Annotated in this window: 13 protein-coding genes; 11 read left to right on the forward strand and 2 right to left on the reverse strand. The window is 61.4% G+C overall.

All coding sequences use genetic code 11. The annotated features are described in order from the left end of the window. Positions 1–34: 34 nt before the first annotated feature. Positions 35–1,162, reverse strand: coding sequence for a glycosyltransferase family 4 protein (locus AB8E48_RS04770; RefSeq protein ID WP_368885934.1), 1,128 nt, complete (start codon positions 1,160–1,162; stop codon positions 35–37). Between the two features lie 9 nt (positions 1,163–1,171). Continuing rightward, positions 1,172–2,242 (reverse strand): alpha/beta fold hydrolase, encoded by a 1,071-nt coding sequence (locus AB8E48_RS04775; RefSeq protein WP_368885935.1) that lies wholly within the window; start codon positions 2,240–2,242, stop codon positions 1,172–1,174. A gap of 217 nt (positions 2,243–2,459) precedes the next feature. On the opposite strand from AB8E48_RS04775, the gene leuS reads away from it, so the two are divergent. From leuS to AB8E48_RS04830, 11 genes are all read left to right on the forward strand, one after another. Continuing rightward, positions 2,460–4,961 (forward strand): leucine--tRNA ligase, encoded by a 2,502-nt coding sequence (gene leuS / locus AB8E48_RS04780; protein WP_368885936.1) that lies wholly within the window; start codon positions 2,460–2,462, stop codon positions 4,959–4,961. Between the two features lie 177 nt (positions 4,962–5,138). Continuing rightward, on the forward strand, positions 5,139–6,182 hold the full coding sequence (locus AB8E48_RS04785; RefSeq protein WP_368885937.1) for a DegV family protein: 1,044 nt from the start codon (positions 5,139–5,141) through the stop codon (positions 6,180–6,182). A gap of 534 nt (positions 6,183–6,716) precedes the next feature. Beyond that, on the forward strand, positions 6,717–7,721 hold the full coding sequence (gene gap, locus AB8E48_RS04790) for a type I glyceraldehyde-3-phosphate dehydrogenase (RefSeq protein ID WP_313988055.1): 1,005 nt from the start codon (positions 6,717–6,719) through the stop codon (positions 7,719–7,721). A 345-nt stretch (positions 7,722–8,066) separates the two neighbouring features. After that, positions 8,067–9,290: a phosphoglycerate kinase gene (locus AB8E48_RS04795; protein WP_070830725.1), complete on the forward strand. Its 1,224-nt coding sequence runs from the start codon at positions 8,067–8,069 to the stop codon at positions 9,288–9,290. Positions 9,291–9,710: 420 nt separating this feature from the next. Continuing rightward, complete coding sequence (locus AB8E48_RS04800) at positions 9,711–10,301, forward strand: DUF6318 family protein (RefSeq protein WP_368885938.1); 591 nt, start codon at positions 9,711–9,713, stop codon at positions 10,299–10,301. Between the two features lie 79 nt (positions 10,302–10,380). Further along, a complete protein-coding gene (locus tag AB8E48_RS04805; protein ID WP_368885939.1) occupies positions 10,381–11,169 on the forward strand; it encodes a DUF6318 family protein in 789 nt (262 codons plus the stop codon). A gap of 258 nt (positions 11,170–11,427) precedes the next feature. Beyond that, positions 11,428–12,204 (forward strand): triose-phosphate isomerase, encoded by a 777-nt coding sequence (gene tpiA, locus AB8E48_RS04810; protein WP_200963071.1) that lies wholly within the window; start codon positions 11,428–11,430, stop codon positions 12,202–12,204. A 210-nt stretch (positions 12,205–12,414) separates the two neighbouring features. Next, positions 12,415–12,879, forward strand: a complete 465-nt coding sequence (locus tag AB8E48_RS04815) for a hypothetical protein (RefSeq protein ID WP_368885940.1) — start codon at positions 12,415–12,417, stop codon at positions 12,877–12,879. 108 nt (positions 12,880–12,987) lie between these two features. Further along, entirely contained in the window at positions 12,988–13,245 is a 258-nt protein-coding gene (secG, locus tag AB8E48_RS04820; RefSeq protein ID WP_005506130.1) for a preprotein translocase subunit SecG, read from the forward strand. Between the two features lie 201 nt (positions 13,246–13,446). Then, entirely contained in the window at positions 13,447–14,856 is a 1,410-nt protein-coding gene (locus AB8E48_RS04825) for an SWIM zinc finger family protein (protein ID WP_368885941.1), read from the forward strand. A gap of 69 nt (positions 14,857–14,925) precedes the next feature. Further along, positions 14,926–17,691, forward strand: coding sequence for a DUF6493 family protein (locus AB8E48_RS04830; protein ID WP_368885942.1), 2,766 nt, complete (start codon positions 14,926–14,928; stop codon positions 17,689–17,691). Positions 17,692–17,700 lie beyond the last annotated feature (9 nt).

A 17,700-nucleotide genomic window follows, 5' to 3' on the forward strand; every position in this document is an offset into this window, starting at 1 on the left:
AATTTAGCGCCGCGTCGTATAAGCCGCGCACGCTTTAGAGCCCGCGCACGACCTCCAGTAGCTTGAACGCTGAGTCGCGCCACGAGTAGCGGCGCACATCCGACAGACCGTCAATGATGACGCGCTCGCGAACGGCGGTGTCCTCCAGCGCGCGGATAGCCTTCACCCAGTCGGCGGCGTGCGCCTCCGGGGCACCGTCAACCGGCGCGAACACGGCGTGCGGCGCGATCTCACGGAAAATCGGGATGTCACTAATCACCGCGGGGCAACCGGCAGCCTGAGCCTCAACCACGGGCAGGCCGTAACCCTCCTCGCGGGAGGCAGTGACCAGGGCGTGCGCCTGGCGGAGCAGCTGCTGGTATTCCTCGTCGCTCACGCCGTTGTGCACCTCCACGTTCTCACCGATGAGGCGTTCGTCGGTGAGCTGCACCAGGCGTTGGGGCGGCATCTTCGACAGCAGGTGCAGGCGGTAATCCGGCAGGGAACGCATCGCCAGCAGCAGAGTTTCCACGTTCTTGTACGGCATGAACGAACCCATGTACACCAGGTGCTTGACGGGCTGCTCTTCGCGGGTGGTGGCGCGTTCCAGCGCAGTCTGGCGGGAGACGACGCTGCCGGGCTGCGGGGCATTGGGCACCACGAACAGCGGCTTGGTGGTCAGCTCGTGCTCACGAATCAGCGAGGCAGTCGACTCAGAAACCGTCACCACCGCGTCGCCGTGGTTGAGCAGGAAACGTTGCGGGGTGTAGGTCTTGTGGAAGAGTCGCCAGCCCACGCGCACCGGTGCGGGCAGGAACCCGGGCGGGGTCGGGTGCGAGTAGTAGATCAGGTCGTGCAGGGTGAGAATCAGCTTGAACTTGCGTCCGGTGGAGCCGATGGTCTGCATGGGGGAGAACACCACGTCCGGAGCATACTTATTCAGCTGCAGCGAGGCGGTCGGTTCGAGCGGGCCGGTGGGCGAGCAGATCTTCACGTGCGGCAGGTCGGGCAGCATGTCCAGCTGACGTTCGTCGCTAATGATCATGGTCAGGTCGAGGTCGGTGGCGGCTTCGTCACCGGTGTCGATGAGGGTTTTGAGCGCGCCCAGCAGGGAGGCGGTGTAGCGGCTGATGCCGTCGTGGAAGCCGATACGGGTGTATCGGGCGTCAACCATGAGTTTCATGTTGGTTCCTTACTTCTCGTTCCCTGAGTGGCCGGCGGCGAAATCGGCGATGAGTTCCGCGGCGCGGCGAGGGGTTTCGTAGTGGATGAGGTGCCCGACTTCGGGGATCATCTCCAGGCGCTCGCGGGCGCCGGTCGAAGAAGCGGGCAAGTCGCGGGAGGTGAGCGTCGCATACATGGCGCGGGCGGTTTCGGGGGTGCCCAGGTCGTCGTCTTCGGCGACGAGCATCTGCACCGGCACCCGGATGGCGGCGGCGTATTCGGCGGCGGTGTGCGTAATGGACGCTTCGTAGGCGCTGAGCACTCCGCGGCGGGAGCCGAAGGAGCCGAAGTAGGCGGCGTGCTGGCCGTTGATGAAGCGGCGCATTGCCTTGTCTTTGGTGCGCATCATGACTTCGCTGGAGGCGCGGGTAATCAACTGCGAGCGCAGGAGCGGGTAGCCGATTTTTTCGGGTAGTGCCGCGCCGGCGCGGTAGTAGAGGGAGGCGAGGCGCGAGGCGACGCGCTGGCTGCCTTCGAGCGCGGGTTCGCTGATGGGGTTGATAAGCGAGAGCAGTGCGAGCGAGTTCGGACGTGCGGCGGCGAAGGCGCTGGTGACGATGGAGCCGAAAGAGTGGCCAACCACGTGCAGCGGCAGACGCTGTGCATCCTCGCGGGCGGGGTTGATGTGTTCCACGAAGTCGTTCAGCCACGCCACGTACGCGTTGATGTTGTCTTCGCCCTGAGCATTTTTATCCCGAGTGTTTTTGCCCTGAGTGCCTTCGGGCAGGTCTGCGGAGCGGCCGAAGCCGGGCAGGTCGGGGCTGATGATGCTGACGTTCGGAATAAGCTTCAGCAGGTAGTTCGCGATGATTTCGAGGCCATGGTGGTCGCCGCGGAAACCATGCACGAGCAGTACGGGGTAGGAGCCTTCGGGAAAGACACCGTCGTTCATGCCTTTGCCGTACTGCCAGTAGCGGGTCATGACCGCCTGCGCGCCGTCACCGATGAGGGCATCGTGGCGGGTGCCGGGAATGAGCGGTCCGGGTACACCCTCAAGAATTGAGGTGTTGGGGGAGTCCGGGGTAACGGTGGAGGTCATGGGTACCTTTCGCAGGTTGGGTACTGGGGACGGCAAAGTCCCGTTCTTAATTCTAGGGGAGAAGCCTGAAAGGGCTCTGAAACCCGCCTCCCGCATCGGTGGCTGGGTGGGTGGTGCCGTCCATTTGGTAGTCGGGGCGGCCTCAACTCTGGCGCGGTGCGGGTTTCGCGTTACACTTGGAGGGTTAAGTTTTTATCAATCTGTCTTTATTTAAGGAATGGCTGTGTCTGCTCAGGTAGAGACCGAACGCAACGAAAATGCGTACGACTTCCGCGCTATGGAAGCCAAGTGGCGCCCCTACTGGGACGAAACGAAGGTTTTCCAGCCCACCGGTGACGCCCCCAAGGGCCGCAAGTATGTGCTGGATATGTTCCCGTACCCCTCCGGTGACCTTCACATGGGTCACGCGGAGGCATTCGCTATTGGTGACATGAACGCCCGCTACTTCAAGCAGTGCGGCTACGATGTTCTGCACCCGATTGGCTGGGACTCCTTCGGCCTGCCCGCTGAGAACGCAGCCATTAAGAACGACACTCACCCCAAGGAGTGGACGTACAAGAACATTGAGACTCAGGCTGAGTCCTTCAAGCGTTACGCTATTGCCGCTGACTGGAGCCGCCGCCTGCACACTTCGGACCCGGAGTACTACAAGTGGACTCAGTGGCTGTTCGAGCAGTTCTACAAGAAGGGCCTGGCGTACCGTAAGGACTCCATGGTCAACTGGTGCCCCAAGGACCAGACCGTGCTTGCGAACGAGCAGGTTGTGAACGGTGCGTGTGAGCGTTGCGGTACTACCGTGACTAAGAAGTCGCTGAACCAGTGGTACTTCAAGATCACTGACTACGCACAGCAGCTGCTGGACGATATGGAGCAGCTGGAGGGCAAGTGGCCCGACCGTGTGCTGCTCATGCAGCGCAACTGGATTGGCCGCTCCGAGGGTGCTGAGGTTCGCTTCGAGATTGAGGCGACCGAGGATCAGTCCGCTGAGTCCTTCACCGTGTTCACCACCCGCCCGGACACCCTGTACGGTGCGACCTTCATCGTGGTTGCTGCGGATGCGGCGTTCGCCGAGCAGATTGTGGCACCCGAGCACAAGGCTGCCCTGGAGCAGTACCGCGAAGACATTAAGGCACTGAGCGATATTGACCGCCAGTCTTCCGACCGCGAGAAGACCGGCGTGTTCACCGGCCGCTACGCAGTCAACCCGCTGACCGGCGCGAAGCTGCCCGTCTGGGCTTCTGACTACGTGCTCGCCGACTACGGTACCGGCGCGATTATGGCTGTGCCCGCGCACGACCAGCGCGACCTTGAGTTCGCCCTGAAGTTCGACCTGCCCATCGTGAAGGTCCTGGACGTTGAGGGCGCTGAGGACCCGGCTACCAGCGGTGTTGCCGCATCTGGTGACGGCGTGCTCATCAACTCCGGTGAGCTGACCGGCCTGCCGAAGGCTGAGGCGCTCGCTAAGGCTATTGAGCTGGTTGAGGCTGCCGGCACCGGTGAGGGTAAGGTCATTTACCGTCTGCGTGACTGGCTGCTGTCCCGTCAGCGTTTCTGGGGTACCCCCATCCCCGTGATTCACTGTGAGGATTGTGGCGAGGTTCTGGTTCCTGAGGATCAGCTGCCGGTGCTGCTGCCCGATAACCTGCGCGGTGAGCAGCTGGCTCCTAAGGGTCAGTCGCCTCTTGCCGCTGCCGATGACTGGGCGATTGTGCCTTGCCCCGAGTGTGGCAAGCAGGCTCGCCGTGACTCGGACACCATGGACACCTTCGTGGATTCCTCCTGGTACTTCCTGCGTTACGTTTCCCCGAACTACGATAAGGCTCCTTTCGACCCGCAGGCTATGAGCGAGTGGGGTGCCGTCGACATGTACGTTGGCGGTGTGGAGCACGCTATTTTGCACCTGCTGTACGCACGCTTCTTCACCAAGGTTGTTCGCGACCTGGGCCTGATCAAGCACGATGAGCCGTTCAAGGCGCTCATGAACCAGGGTCAGGTGCTCAACGGCGGTAAGGCGATGTCCAAGTCGCTGGGTAACGGCGTGAACCTGGGCGAGCAGCTCGACAAGTTCGGTGTGGACGCTATCCGCACCACCATGATTTTCGCGTCCCCGCCCGAGGATGACGTGGACTGGGCGGACGTTTCCCCGGCTGGTTCGCAGAAGTTCCTGGCACGCGCATGGCGTGTGGCTCAGGACATCACCAGCGAACCCGGCGTTGACGCAACCACCGGTGACCTGGAGCTGCAGAAGCTGATTGCTCGCACCGTGCATGAGGTTCAGGGCCTGCTGGATAACGGCAAGTTCAACGTGGTTGTTGCTAAGACCATGGAGCTTGTGAACGCTACCCGTAAGGCTATTGACTCCGGTGCTGGCGCGGCTGACCCGGCTGTCCGCAAGGCTGCTGAGACCATCGCGATTCTGCTGTCTCTGTACGCACCGTACACCGCTGAGGACATGTGGCACGCTCTCGGCCACGACACCCCGGTTCTGACCGCGGGCTTCCCCGAGGTTGACCCGGCTCTGCTGGTGGATGACACCGTCACCGCTATCGTGCAGATTAAGGGCAAGGTCAAGGCTCGCCTGGAGGTTGCGAAGGATATTTCCGAGCAGGAGCTTCAGGAGCTGGCTCTGGCGGATGCCGCTGTTCAGCGTTCGATTGGTGACGCCGAGATCCGCAAGGTGATTGTGCGTGCGCCTAAGCTCGTGAACATCGTGATCTAAGCTTCTTAGATACATGTGTAAGCCCCGCTGTGGCTTCGGTTCGTTCTACGGAACGTGCCGGAGGTGCGGCGGGGCTTTGCTGTACTGCGGTAGTGATGAGTGCCATAATATTCAGGGAATGCTAGAGAGGGTTTGTCGTCGAATCATGCACTGACGAACCGGAAGAAGGGTCGGAATATGGAGCGAGAAAATAACGCAGAGAACCGCATTGCCGTGGTGACCGATAGTGCCGCCGCCCTCGACCCGGAGCTGGTGCAGCGCCTGAGCGCTCGCGGTAATTTTGTGCTGGTTCCGATGCCGGTGACTATTCGCACGCCAGGTCAACCGGACCGTCAGCTGCAGGATTTGACCGCCGCCGAGGTGGATGAGGCGATTATGCTGGCGCACGTGATGGGTCAGACGGTGAGCACTTCCGGGCCCGCGCCGGGCGTGTTTGCTGATGTGTATGACGAGCTGGCGTCGCGCGGTTTTACGCACGTGGTGTCTGTGCACCTGTCCGGTGAGCTTTCGGGTACGGTGGAGGCGGCACGCACCGGTGCCCGCCTGAGTCGCCTGGGTTCCGAGGGCGTGAGCGTGGTGGATAGCCGCACGGTTGCGGGCGCCTACGGTCACGCGGTGGTGCGCGCCCTGGAGGTACTGAACTCTGCATCCTCTGATTTCAGCCTAGCCTCTGACTATCCGAGCCCCGCGCAGCTGGTGGACTACATTCAGTCCGTCTGCGAGCAGTCTACGCTCTACTTTTATATCCCGACCCTGGATGCGTTGCGCCGCGGCGGTCGTGTGTCCCCGGCGTTGGCGATGGTGGGTCAGATGTTCCAGATCAAGCCGATTGGCACGATTACTGAGGGCAAGCTGGCGTATGTGGAGCGCCCCCGCACTGCGGCGCGCGCCCTGGAGCGCCTGGTCGAGGTGACGGTGCAGACCTGCCGTGAGCATCGGCATGCGGCGGCGCTCAACTCTGCCTCCGCAAGCTCTACCGCCGCCGACCCCGCTAACTCTTCTCTTACTGCAACCCCGTGCGGTGAGGTGGTTGCGGTGCATCATGTGGGTAATGCGGCGCAGGCGGTGCAGCTGTATGAGCAGGTTCAGCAGATGCTGGGGGAGAGCTCCCTGGGTCATGATTCTGTCGCTTCTTCGGCACCGGAGTTTTTGGTGAGCGCGCTCCCGCCGGTGCTGTCGGCTCATTCGGGCCTGGGTGCTGTGGCGCTGGTGGTGTACTAACCGCTTATTCTGGGCGCTCGTGTTGCATCTCCCAGTACCGCGCCTCGGGCGACACGAAAACTGCGCGCCGGGGGTGTTTTTACCCCGTTTTGGGCTGTGGTGTGTCTTACGTTGGGGTCGTCTGTTTTCGCGTGAGAATTTGCACTGCCCGTGAGTTCGAGGGACCTCTTTGAAAGCCATTCGCAAGTGAAAGGGTATTTTTTACCCTCACATTTTGCCTTGATATGGCGCGGTTTTCGACAAATGTGCGTTTCATGTGTGTTTATGTTGCCATGACCGTATCGCAACATTTTCTAAGGGTGAACACAACGCAAACCAACAGAAAACAACGGGTTTTTCCCGGTTTTTATGGCATAACTCACAAAAATTTCTCGATAGAACACACCAAAACACACACAAACTAGGGTAGGATTGTTACCAACAACGGCGGAAAGCACCGGGCACTACAGAGCACGGACGAATCCGACTAAACCAGAGCCCACAAGGCAGCGGATTTGTACACCGCCACCAACGCACTGACAAGGAGATACTCCAGTGACTGTACGCGTAGCAATCAACGGCTTCGGCCGCATCGGCCGCACCTTCTTCCGCGCAGCTCAGACCGAGGGCGTCGGCTTCGAGATCGTCGCAATCAACGACCTCACCGATGTTGAGACCCTGGCACACCTGCTCAAGTACGACTCCATCATGGGTCGCTTCGGCGCAGAGGTCGAGGTCAAGGAAGGCGCACTGGTTGTTGACGGCAAGGAAATCAAGATCCTCGCTGAGCGCGACCCCCAGAACCTCCCCTGGAAGGACCTGGGCGTTGACGTAGTCCTCGAGTCCACCGGTTTCTTCACCGAAGGCAGCAAGGCAAAGGCTCACATCGAGGCTGGCGCTAAGAAGGTTATCCTCTCCGCTCCCGGTAAGAACATTGACGGCACCTTCGTCATGGGTGTGAACGACGACCAGTACGATGCAGCTAACCACCACATCGTCTCCAACGCATCCTGCACCACCAACTGCCTCGCTCCGATGGCTAAGGTTCTGAACGATGCATTCGGCATCAAGCAGGGTCTGATGACCACCATCCACGCATACACCGCTGACCAGCGTCTGCAGGATGCTCCTCACCGCGACCTGCGCCGTGCACGCGCAGCAGCTGTGAACATGGTCCCCACCTCCACCGGTGCAGCAGCAGCTGTTGGCCTGGTTCTGCCCGAGCTGAAGGGTAAGCTGGACGGCTTCGCAGTCCGCGTTCCCACCATCACCGGCTCCATCACCGACCTGACCTTCACCGCTGAGCGCGAGGTCACCGTTGAGGAAGTCAACGCAGCAGTCAAGGCAGCAGCTGAGGGCCCCATGAAGGGCATCATCAAGTACAACGAGGATCCCATCGTGTCCAAGGACATCGAGGGTGAGCCCATCTCCACCGTCTTCGACGCACCGCTGACCAAGGTCATCGGCGACCAGGTGAAGGTTATCGCTTGGTACGACAACGAGTACGGCTACGTTGCACGCCTCGTGATGTTCACCAACAAGGTTGTGGCATCCCTCTAAGCCCCAATAGGCTTACGACGCTCACCGAGTGTAAGCGTCACCCCGCGTAACTAACGCATAGTGAACCCCGGCACCACCGCATTAAGCGGGGGAGTCGGGGTTTGCTGTACCAAGACTCTTGTGTAAGGGCCTTGAATAAAACCCCTAAAAACGTATAAACATACTGTTTTCCGTCGCTCTTTTTGAGTCAAAAATACCGTAAGAAAATAGGTTTTATGGAGTGCGAATATCCGCGATATTCTGCGGAAAAACACCATATAAAAGCTATTTTTTAGGCTGTCAATCACCCTAATGTTCGGTATGATGGAAACGGTATATAAACCCACCTATCCAGGAGGAATTCCTATGGCTAAGGCACTGTCCGAACTGCTCGAAGAAGGCGTCGCAGGCCGCCACGTTCTCGTCCGTTCCGACCTGAACGTACCCCTGAAGGACGGCGTTGTCACCGACGACGGCCGCGTCCGCGCATCCCTGCCCGTCATTGAGAAGCTTGCCAAGGCTGGCGCACGCGTTATCGTGACCGCACACCTGGGCCGCCCCAAGGGCAAGGTTGACCCCCAGTACTCCATCGCACCGGCAGCTGCACGCCTGGCTGAGCTGGCGTCCGTGCCCGTGAAGGTTGCAACCGACCTGGTAGGCGAGGACGCAAAGGCTAAGGCAGCAGCCCTGGCTGACGGCGAAGTTCTGGTTGTTGAGAACGTCCGCTACGACGCACGCGAGACCTCCAAGGACGACGCAGAGCGCGGCGAATTCGCTGACGAGCTGGTCGCACTGACCGGCGAGAACGGCGCATACGTGAACGACGCATTCGGCGCGGTTCACCGCAAGCACGCTTCCGTCTACGACGTTGCTAAGCGTCTGCCCGCATACCTGGGTGACCTGGTGAAGAAGGAAGTTGACGTTCTGGCTAAGACCCTGAACGACCCCGAGCGTCCCTTCGTTGTGGTCATGGGTGGCGCTAAGGTTTCCGACAAGCTCGCCGTGATTGACAACCTGATCGGTAAGGCTGACACCATCCTCATTGGTGGCGGCATGGGCTACACCTTCGCATACGCACAGGGCTACGAGGTTGGCCAGTCGCTGCTGGAGAAGGACCAGGTCGACAACGTTCTGCGTTACCTGAAGGAAGCTCCCGAGAAGGGCACCGAGATCATCACCGCAGTGGATGTTGTCTGGGCTGACGCATTCTCCGCTGACGCTAACACCGAGATTCGCCCGATTGAGGACCTGACCGGCGGCAAGCTGGGCGCAGAGGCTGAGGGTCTGGACATTGGCCCCAAGACCGCTGAGATTTTCGCTGAGAAGATCAAGGGCGCAAAGACCATCTTCTGGAACGGCCCCGTTGGCGTGTTCGAGATTGCTCCCTTCGCTGAGGGTACCCGCGCGGTGGCACAGGCTATCGTCGACTCTGACGCATTCTCCATCATTGGTGGTGGCGACTCCGCTTCTGCAGTCCGTAACCTGGGCTTCAAGGATGAGCAGTTCGGCCACATCTCCACCGGTGGTGGCGCTTCCCTCGAGTACATTGAGGGTAAGACCCTGCCCGGCCTGGAGGCACTGGGCGCCTAATCTGGGCGGCGCCTCATCTGACTACGTACAGTAGCGCAGAGATATAGCGTAAGAAACCCCTGTCGGGGCGGTATTTCGGTACCGTTCCGGCGGGGGTTTCTGCATGCCCGTTCATGCCCGGTCCATCTTGCACGTGCAGGGTGTTGACTCTGTTTCCTGGCTATATGCTGTGGATTCCCTGGGTTCACCGCCTGTATCGGGGAGGCTGAGGAGTGGCTTTACTAGACTGGAAATGTAGAGGATTCCAAACCTGCAATCTCAAGACGGTTGCGGGGGAGCGCACACACCTCTACAAACAAGCAAATACAGGCGGGCGAAGACGCCCAGCCGTGGAGCCCAGCTACCCGCGAATAGCCCAGAACCACCTCGGCAGCTCGCGAAAATGGTAGCTAGTGAACATTGAATCCAGGGAGGGAAAGAATGCCCATAGACACTCAAGCGCTCTTTGACGAAAAAGACTACACCGGAACATACCCGTACGTTGCCGATGGCGTGATTGGGCCCTACACACCCGCAAACCGGGACCACCCCGCCTACTCGGCACCCGCCCCGGGCGTGAGGTACAGGCCGAGACACTATGCGGCGAGGAACCTGCGCCCCTACCTGGGCTACTACTACGCCTGCCAAAACTACATGATTCTCGCCTCGGAACCGGCAGTTTTGAAGATGGACAATATCAGCGAAGAAATGTTCTTCCCCGCCATTCAGGACCTCTACGAGGAGGGTAAGGGCTGGGTCATTACCCCTAACCCCCAGATTCTGACCATGAACCTGCTGGAGGGGCAGCCGCGCCTCATCGACGAGACGCTAAAAATTGTGGAATGGAACGTGCGGTTCGATATCCTGCCCGAAGTTCAGGTGTACCGCAAAGACACGAACCAGGTGTACCCCATCACCGATTTTGATACGCGCGGTCTCATCCGTGACGGCGCAATACACGGGACTCTACGCACACAATTCACGAATGAGTGGAGGCCCGTCCAGTTCATTTCAGAAAATAGCCTGAGCTAGGGGAGGGGAGAGAAGCATGACGAATAACTTTGGTGGACCCGGATATAACCGACCTGGATATAACGAGCAACGTGCGTATATGAGGTCTGTGATCACTCGCGCCAAGTTTATACGGGCTGGCGTGTTCGCTGGTGCCGCCCTCGTCGCGGTAGCGTTTGGCTGGGGTACCAAACTACTCAGTGGGACGGGTTCGGAACCCCAAACCGATAAGAAGCGTGACCAGGAGTTTGTGCGCCTGGAACCCACGGAGAAGTACGATGAGCTCCGCAGCTTGGGGACCTCTTCCGGGCCGCTCGTCTATACGGCGTTTGAGCGTAAGGGCCGTTTCATCCCTGCCACTGAGGCGCAGGCGGCGCAGAACGTGCCGTACCCTATTCAGCAGCCCGGAATGGATAACTACGACCGCGCTGGCCTGTACGCGTTCTTGGCGTACTTCTTTGCGTCGATGAATTACTTCTACCACACGGGCGATACGGAGCCTCTTTCTAAGGTCGCGGACCCGGAAAAGGTGCTGCACCCCGAGATTCTTCGCCTGTACAGGGAGAAGCGCGGGTGGGTTATTTCGGCTGACAAGAATGTGCTGAGCGCCAACGTTGTTGATGATCTTGTTGCGGGTGAAAAGGCTAAAAATACGAGCCGAAATATCCTGGTGAGCACCCTGTACACGAATAAGGCTACGAACCTCGCGTTTTATGTTCAGGAGACGGGGGAGAAGCAGGATATTCACAAATATTTGAGGTACCTGGGGCGTTTCTCGTTGGCTGTGGAGCATCTGCGTGGGCAGTGGGTGATTGTGGTTGACCGCGACGGCTACAACAACCGCAACACCTACGAGCCGATCTACCCGCAAGGATTCGGGCAGCTGTAGCTTTCAGAAAACCGAGGAAGTGCATCCGCAGGGGAAGTCGATATGAGGCTTCCCCTGCATCCGTTTAAATGTCTACAGAACCCGCAAAACGGCAAGGGCCGAAAGAAACCAACGAACGCGGGGTGAGAATAGTCAAGGCACAGCATAAAACCGCGCCGAACCGGTGAAAATATGCCGCCAACCCTCTAAAATAGAAAAGGAAAATTCCGAACAACAACCCCGCACGGCATACCGCGCGGGAAAGCTAAGGAGCGAACTATGTCGCGTAAGCCCCTCATCGCAGGCAACTGGAAGATGAACCTCAACCACGCAGAGGCAGTCACCCTCGTCCAGAAGCTCGCATGGACCCTCGACGACGCAAACTTCAACTTCTCCGCAACCGAAGTAGCCGTCTTCCCGCCCTTCACCGACATCCGCTCCGTGCAGACCCTCGTCGAGGGCGACAAGCTGGACATCCTCTACGGTGGCCAGGACCTCTCCGTCCACGACTCCGGCGCATACACCGGCGAAATCTCCGGCGCATTCCTCTCCAAGCTCGGCGCAACCTTCGTGCTCGTCGGCCACTCCGAGCGCCGCACCTACCACCACGAAAGCGACGAGCTGTGCGCAGCAAAGGTCCAGGCAGCATACAAGCACGGCCTGACCCCCGTCCTCTGCGTCGGTGAGCCCCTCGAAATCCGCGAAGCAGGCACCCACGTCGAGTACACCCTCGAGCAGCTGCGCGGCTCCATCGCAGGTCTGACCGCAGAGCAGGCAGAAACCCTCGTCATCGCATACGAGCCCGTCTGGGCAATCGGCACCGGCAAGGTCGCAACCGCAGACGACGCACAGGAAATGTCCGCAGCAATCCGCGCAGAAATCGCTAAGCTCTACTCCGCAGACGTTGCAGAGAAGGTCCGCGTTCTCTACGGCGGCTCCGTCAAGTCCTCCTCCGCACCCTCCATCATGGGTAAGGAAGACGTGGACGGCGTGCTCGTCGGCGGCGCATCCCTGCAGGCTGAAGAGTTCGCAGCAATCGCACGCTTCGACGCATAAAGCTTCGACGCATCACGGCGTTTCATAGTGTTACGGCGCTCGGCCGGGTACCCACCCGACCGAGCGCTGAACCATTTAACCGCTGCGGGGGGGCGGGGTGTAAGAGACGGGGGATAAGAGCAGGGCATAGGAGGCGGGCGCGTTCGCCCCTAACCGCAAAACCCGCCTCGAATACGCCGACCCCGCGGTTCGCCCCGTACACTTAACGGCATGTTCAGCTTTGGTTTTTCCCTGGTCATCGCAGCCCTCGTCGGCATGATCCTCTACACCTACCTGCGCAACCGCAAAGTGAGTGCCCCGCGCCTACCCGGCAACGACGGCGGCAACATCGGCTACGTGGGCGGCGCAGAATACCAGGAACCTTCGCCCGAATACCAGTACTTCGAGAGCCGCCGCGAAGCATTCCTTGACCAGCTCTACAGCCGCACCTCCTCACCGGAAATCCCCGTGACCCTCACCCTGCGTGACTGGGTAGACCAGGGCTTCTACGCTGAAGGAGGCGCCTACTGGGCAGCCGCGCAGCAGTTCACCTACTACCTCATCGACGGCGGGTACGTGCGCGCCTACGACACCGAAGGCGACGAACTCACCGCCCAGCGTGTGCTCACCGACCGCCCCGCGGCACTGCAGCTGACCCCCAGTGAATACCAGCGCCGTAGCAACCGCGCCGCGTAAAAAGCCGCTTCAACGTGACCGGACGGCGGCTGTAGCGTATAGTTAAACCCGTCTGTCTGCGCCCCGCAGCCCAGGCACCCCACCAGAAGACAACGAAGGAAGGTCCCCATGGACGTCATCATGAACGTACTCATGGTCATCATCGCCATCACCAGCGTGATTGCAGTGATGCTTGTGCTGCTCAACCGCGGTCAGGGCGGCGGCCTCTCCGACATGTTCGGCGGCGGTATGACCAACTCTCTGAACTCCTCGGGTATGGCGTCGAAGAACCTGATTCGCCTGACCGTCACCGTGATCGTTATCTGGGTTATCGCAGTGGTCCTGTACGGCCTGGCAATGCGCTTCAACGGCCAGATTGTCGTCTAGCCAGAGCCTTAGTTAGAGCCTCTAGACAGAGCGCACGCCACCCCATCGCGGGTGAGCGACAAGAGCTTCTCCCCGGCACTTCTCAACCGAGAATGCCGGGGATTTTTTATGCACCAAACGGCAATGACGAAAGCGGTAGCGGGGCGCGAATCTTTACGGCATGATAGGACGTATACACCACATACGAAAGGCAAGGAAGCCATGAGCGCCTACACCCTCGACTACACGTACACCGCCCCGTCAGCCCTCATCGACGGCGCCGACTCCCGCGCGCTCAGCCTCGCCACCAGCGGCGGTAGCACCCCCGAAGGCGCCGCCTCCCACCCGTACTTTTTCTCCGGGTTCCTCGAACGGGCAGACGTCTACGCCACTGCACTACTCGTCGTTGCCAGGGTGGCACGCACCCGCTTCTACGTGCCGCCCAGCTCCCTCGCCGGGGCCCTGCGCGCCGCGGACCCCGTCGTCACCAGCACCGCCGAAGGGCTACGCTTCGAATCGTTCAGCGCCTGCTGCGGAGTGTACGCGCGCCTCGACGTTGACTCCAGCGCACTCGACGCCAGCCACAGCGCCGTAGGCGTCACCAACGTAGACGTCAACCCGCCCCTGCGCGCCGCGCTCGCCTCCCTGAGGGCGGGGGAGCCCATTCACCTGAACGTTGGCGACGACGGGCTGCTCACCACTACCCTTGACGGCTCCGTCATGGAAGAAAAAGTGCCGCTGCCGATCCGCTGGCTCAAGGGCTTTGCAGAAACGCAGATGCTCTCATCCCGTATGAGTCCCGTGCACAGCCTGGACGCTGCCGCCGCCCGAACCTTCATCCACTCCCTGCCGCGCAACTCCAGCACTAAGGCGGTCCTGTGGGCGACCCGCGCCGTGCGCTCCCTGCGCCTCGCCACCCGCGCCACCGCCGGATCCGTATGCGTGGCGGGCCCCGAACGTCTGCGCGTGCTCGAGCCGCTCATCCGCCACATTCAGCGCCTGGACGCGTACAGCGAGCCCGTGACCGCCGGTAACGCGCCCGTGCCCAGCGTGTGGGTGGCGCACCTGCCCGGCGCGCGCCTGAGCATTGGTCTGAGCCCCGAAAAGTCACGCGGCTTCTCCGGTGAGGGGTCCGTGCTGCAGGCGCTGTCTAACCCGAGCACCGCCCAGAACGCTGACATGCTCAGCGTGCTGCTCTCCTTCGAGCCGCGCATTGACGTGCCCGTCATGTCTGCCCGCGCCGGCCTGGACGAGGCGGCAACCCGCGACGCTCTCGCTCTGCTGGCTTCCTCCGGTCAGGTTGGTTTTGACGCGCACGCTGGCGAGTATTTCCACCGCCCGCTGCCCGTGCATCCGGAGGCGCTGACCGCCATGCACCCGCGCCTGGTCGGTGCGAAAAAGCTTGCTGACTCCGGCGCTATTGAGCGGGTCAGTGCGGGGGAGCACGGCACCGGCGAGTACAGTGTGCGCAGCGGCGAGAACACGTACACCGTGGTGCTGCCCGCCGACCCGTACGCCGTGGAGGGGTACCTCTGCTCCTGCCCCTGGTGGTTGAAGTACCGCGGTACGCGCGGTCCCTGCAAGCACGCGCTGGCGGTCAGTATTCTCTACCGCGAACACGCCGCCGGCTAGACACACCACGCACCGCACTAAAAGACGAGTCCCCGAAAGCTCGCCTCAGCTTCCACCCGAAAGACCACCATGAACGCACGCCCCGAAACGCGCACCTTCCCCGAAGGGGTCATCACCGAGCCGCTTCCCGGTGAAGTCATCCACCCGCTCCGCAGGCAACAGAAAACCTGGAGCGACATCATGCACTTCAACCGCAACCTCGCCAACATTCTGGCGGTCGGCGGCACCCTCGAGCAGATTTACCGCCGCTGGCAGTACTTCGACATTATCAGCACCCCGTTCGGCTCCCAGCTCGGTAAAAACACGCCCGGAACCGTCACGCAGGACCGCGTTAAAGCCTACGCAGAGTTCGGCTGGTTCACCGGAAGTGTTGCCATGCGCCTAGCTGAGCTCTACGGCGGGGCGCGCCTCGAACACAACGAGGAATACTACACCGCCCTCATTAACTGCGACCGCGAGCTGATTCTCCCGCTGCTGCGCGAGGACGAACAGCTCCGTGAAGAACTCATCTGGGGCATGCTCGCCGTCGAAGGTAACCGGGACGTATCCCTCACCCAGCGCGACTCCTATAAGCCCGGGCAGAAGGAGAATAACCCCGGCTGGTCGTGCGCCCTCATCGAAGCCTCCGAAACCGGGCTGATTAGCCGTGACCGCCTGATTGACGCGCTCCTGAGCTCCCTCATGAGCGACTTTCCGGCGTACCGGGTTGGCTGGTTCTCACGCCTGGTCACCGGGCTCAAACTCACTGCCGAAGAAATTGCGGCACGTCAGAGCGAATTTCTGACGCTTTTCGCCTCGCCCATCGGCCCGAGCGTAACCCTCGGCGTGCAGCATATTCACCGCCTCTGGACCAAAAACCCGCAGGCGCTGGATGCCACCGCCTTCGCCTACGCGGCACCCGCCGTATGCGCCGGAACCAAAGCAAACGCGCTCAAAATCCTGACCATGCTCCAGGCGCTCTACCGGGAGGGCACCCTCGACGCTGCCGCCTGCGAAGATGCGGTAGTCATGGCGCTCAGCCACACCCACGCGCAGGTGCAGGCCGCCGCCCTCAAACACCTTGAAGAATGGGTGCAGGCTGGTGCCGCTGAGGACGCGAGCGCCGACGCTGTTGTGTTCGCTGAGCGTGCCCGCGAACTCTACCGCGACTACCGCTCCCAGCTGGATCCGCTCGTTGTGGCTCAGATTCAGGGCTCGCCGCTCCTTGAAGATGGGCACAGCCCGGAGAAGAGCCAGGGGAACGGTGAGGAAAGCACCGCCCTCACTGATGCCGCAGAAATTGAGGCCGCCGCCGCGGAGGCGCTCGCCGCCTCCCGCACCGCAATCCACCGGTACTGGGACACCCCCGTGCGCCCCGTTACCGCATCCGACGTGCAAGAACGCGCCCGCGCAATCCTGCACCACCAGGTTGCGCCCTGCGCCACCCCCGACACTCTCAACGAGGCAGACCAACCCGAAACGCACGCCGGCTGCGAGCTGGAGCTGGAACTGCTCACCGCCTACCTGCTCAGCACCGAAGGCACCGCGCAGAGCCCCAAGCTGCTCGAACAGCTTGTTCCGCTCTGCCTGAAAAAGCTGAACCACTGGGGTTTGACATGGTTCGACATGCGCGCGCATTTGACGGTTCTTGCCGCCGCCGGGAAGCTGCGTGAGCGCCCGAAGGCATCGGAGATGACCCCGAAGGAAGACCCCGGCACGGTACCGAACCTGCACACCATGTACTCCCGCCACGCCGCGTTCTTCAGCACCGGATTCAAGGATGCCCTCGGTGTGCTGCAGAGCAGGCAGAGCTACACGCCGCTCGCCACCCCTGAACTGTTCGGTGGGTGGGTGCATCCGGATACCCTGGTGCGCCGGTACGCCAAGAACCTTGCTGATGGAGCCACTATCCTGCGCCATGATTTCACGGCGGCGCTACTGCGTGTGCGTGTGCCGGAAGTGTTGCCTCCATACGCTACCGACGAGCAGCGGCAGGACGCGCAGAGCCGCCGCGCTGAGGCGCTGACCCTGCTCGGAAGCCTCGAAGAGCAATACGTGAAGAACGCTCAGGAGGACGCTCCGCGCTCTGCCTCTACCCAGATTCGCGTGCTCCGCTCCGCCCTCGACGGCACCCTCGCCACCGGGCGCGTCAACCCCTACCTGGAATCCATCACGGTAGCCCAGAGGGAGAAAAGCTGGGGCCTTCAGCTGAACGGGGTGATGCACGGCGCATCCACCCCCGAGCTGAACGCTTTCCGCGGACTCGCCACCGCCCATCACGACGAAGAAGGACAGTACGCCCTGCTCTACCCCTCGCGGGCAGAACCGCTGGCTTTCTACTGCGCTAGTAGCAACTGGTACATCTTGGACCACAGCGCCTTTGACCGCGGACTCTACCTGGCGTTGGCGGCGCACCCCGGCGTGTGGGGTCCCGCCTGCGCGTTCGTGTTCGCTGCGGGCTTCTCAGAGCAGCGCGTCGAAATTCGTTCCCTCGCCGTGGAAATCATGCACCGCGTGCTGGACGATCAGCTCAGCCTTGAGGACGCCACCGCAGGGTTCGTGAACTTTGTGCCGCTGGCGATGCTGAACCGTTGGGCGCTCGCCCTGACCGACTTCGCGCAGTTGGATGCGCGGGCGGCGGTGCGCTTCTTCGCGCGCCTCATACCGCACCTGGATACCGGGGCGAACTCGCTCGGTAAGCTGCTGGGCGCCTTCAGCCAGGCGTTGGCGACTCTCGACCCTGCCACCTGTGCGCAGCTGGTGGATGAGCCGCTGCGTGCCTGGTTGGGTACGCTGACCGGTTCTTCGCAGAAGGCACGGTATGCCCGGACTATCCTCAACCAGGTTCAGGGCTAACCGCCCCGC

Source organism: Rothia mucilaginosa (assembly GCF_964211445.1).
GTDB classification, from domain to species: domain Bacteria; phylum Actinomycetota; class Actinomycetes; order Actinomycetales; family Micrococcaceae; genus Rothia; species Rothia mucilaginosa_E.